Origin of the sequence: Nonomuraea sp. NPDC023979, assembly GCF_040639085.1 — a bacterium.
In the GTDB taxonomy this organism is placed as follows: domain Bacteria; phylum Actinomycetota; class Actinomycetes; order Streptosporangiales; family Streptosporangiaceae; genus Nonomuraea; species Nonomuraea ceibae.
In genome coordinates, this window is the sequence record NZ_JBEZZG010000082.1 from 1 (window position 1) to 1,616 (window position 1,616).

Consider the following 1,616-nt stretch of genomic DNA (forward strand, 5'->3'; position numbering starts at 1 on the left):
CGCAGGATGTCCATGGTCCTGGCCGGCAGCCAGCGGCTCTCGACGGTGTGCTCCCACCCGCGCAGCAGGATGGTCGCGAGCTTCTCGACGTACTTGCGGTGGTTCGCGTCGGTGACCGGCTCGGGGGCCTGCGGGTGGGTGGGATGGCGGTTCCAGATCGCGGTGAACCGCGAGCAGTCGTACGCGCGGCCGTCGATGCGCAGCGTGTGCCGCCATGACCCGCCGGTCAGCCGCGAGCTCATCGTAGTGCGGGCGGGGTAGCCGCCCGGATCCCACCACAGGAACTCGGCACCGCGCTTGACGAGTTCGGGAACGACCATCTGCACCGAATCGTCGTTCTCGGCGCTGAGGATGAGGATCAACGGATTTCCTTGTCGTGGGGAGGCGGCGTGCCCGGTAAGCACGGGCACGCCGCCCTTACCGCACTATGACTTCAGGCGTTGCCGTCACACCTGGATGTCCAGCCTGTCGACGGTCCGGCCCTCATGACTGCTGGCCATGTAGGCGCACGACGGCCCTTGCATGCCTCTGCCTCCGACGATGTCGTCCAGGGCGTCCTCGGGCAGCTCGGCGGCCTTGTCGAGATCGTCCAAGCGAATGCTCATTCTTCACACCTTTCTCTGGTTTCTGCACGGCCCAGCCAACCGGCGACCGGTCCCGGACCACCTGATCCCCTCGTCCTGGCTCCCGGGAGGAATGTCCTGTGTGTCCTGGGACGGCGTCCCTCCCTGCCTCGAATCGTCGTTCTCGGCGCTGAGGATGAGATCAACGGTTCTCCTTGTCGCCGGGAGGCGGCGTGCCCCGATGAGTCCGGGCACGCCGCTCGCGGTCGGGTTCAGGCACGGATCGTCACAGGATGACGTCGCGCCTGTCGACGGTCTGCCCCTGGTGGGCGCTGGCCGTCCACACGCACGGCTGCCACTGCATGTCCCGGCCCCCGACGATGTCGTCCAGGGCGTCCTCGGGCAGCTCGGCGGCCTTGTCGAGATCGTCCAAGCGAATGCTCATTGCTCACCTCCTACGATGTTTGATCGTTTTCTTTCTTCCGATGTCACGACGCAACGCTAGAGATCATCCGGTTCCGAACGCGTCCGCCCGGCGGCGCGATCGCCTACCACCGGAGGCTGACCCGGCTACCTCAACCGGCTGACGCCCATGGCCCGGCCCGGCAGTACCGTTCTGCGTGTGGACCCCCTCGCACGGCTGGCCCAGGTGCCCCGGCGCCCGCCCCGCTCGGACCTGGCCCTCGCCGTACTGCTGGCCGTCTGGGCCGTCGCCGAGGTGCTGCCACCGGGCCCGGACCCGCTCTGGGCCGGGATCGCCTTCGCCCTGGTGACGACGGTTCCGCTGGCGGTACGGCGGCACGTACCGCTGCTCGTTCTCGCTGTCATCGTGGCCGCGCTGCTGCTGCGGGCGGCCACTGCCGACGGCCCGCCCGCAACGGTCGCGCCGTTCCCGGCGATGCTCGTGGCCGCCTTCTCCGCCGCGCTGCACACACGGTCGCTGCCGGTGGCGCTCGGGGCGTGGTGCGGCGCTGTCGGGGGCATGGCCGGCGCGATCGTCCTGCAGTTCTACGACACCCGGCCGGACGCCGGCTCCGCCGTGGTCATGGTCTT

Annotated in this window: 3 protein-coding genes and 1 pseudogene; 1 reads left to right on the forward strand and 3 read right to left on the reverse strand. The window is 69.2% G+C overall.

What is annotated here, in order from left to right:
• From AB0G11_RS48885 to AB0G11_RS48895, 3 genes are all read right to left on the reverse strand, one after another.
• On the reverse strand, nt 1–362 hold a 362-nt coding region (locus tag AB0G11_RS48885), incomplete at its 3' end, for an MvdC/MvdD family ATP grasp protein (RefSeq protein WP_357594164.1).
• Between the two features lie 84 nt (nt 363–446).
• On the reverse strand, nt 447–605 hold the full coding sequence (locus AB0G11_RS48890; protein WP_357594166.1) for a hypothetical protein: 159 nt from the start codon (nt 603–605) through the stop codon (nt 447–449).
• A gap of 244 nt (nt 606–849) precedes the next feature.
• On the reverse strand, nt 850–1,008 hold the full coding sequence (locus AB0G11_RS48895) for a hypothetical protein (protein WP_357594168.1): 159 nt from the start codon (nt 1,006–1,008) through the stop codon (nt 850–852).
• A gap of 177 nt (nt 1,009–1,185) precedes the next feature.
• On the opposite strand from AB0G11_RS48895, the pseudogene AB0G11_RS48900 reads away from it, so the two are divergent.
• A pseudogene (locus tag AB0G11_RS48900) lies at nt 1,186–1,616 on the forward strand (hypothetical protein); the annotation flags it as partial.

Excerpts from the sequence above, each read along its gene's own strand:
- AB0G11_RS48890 (WP_357594166.1), bottom strand. The coding sequence starts at position 605 with ATGAGCATTCGCTTGGACGATCTCGACAAGGCCGCCGAGCTGCCCGAG.
- AB0G11_RS48895 (WP_357594168.1), bottom strand. The coding sequence starts at position 1,008 with ATGAGCATTCGCTTGGACGATCTCGACAAGGCCGCCGAGCTGCCCGAG.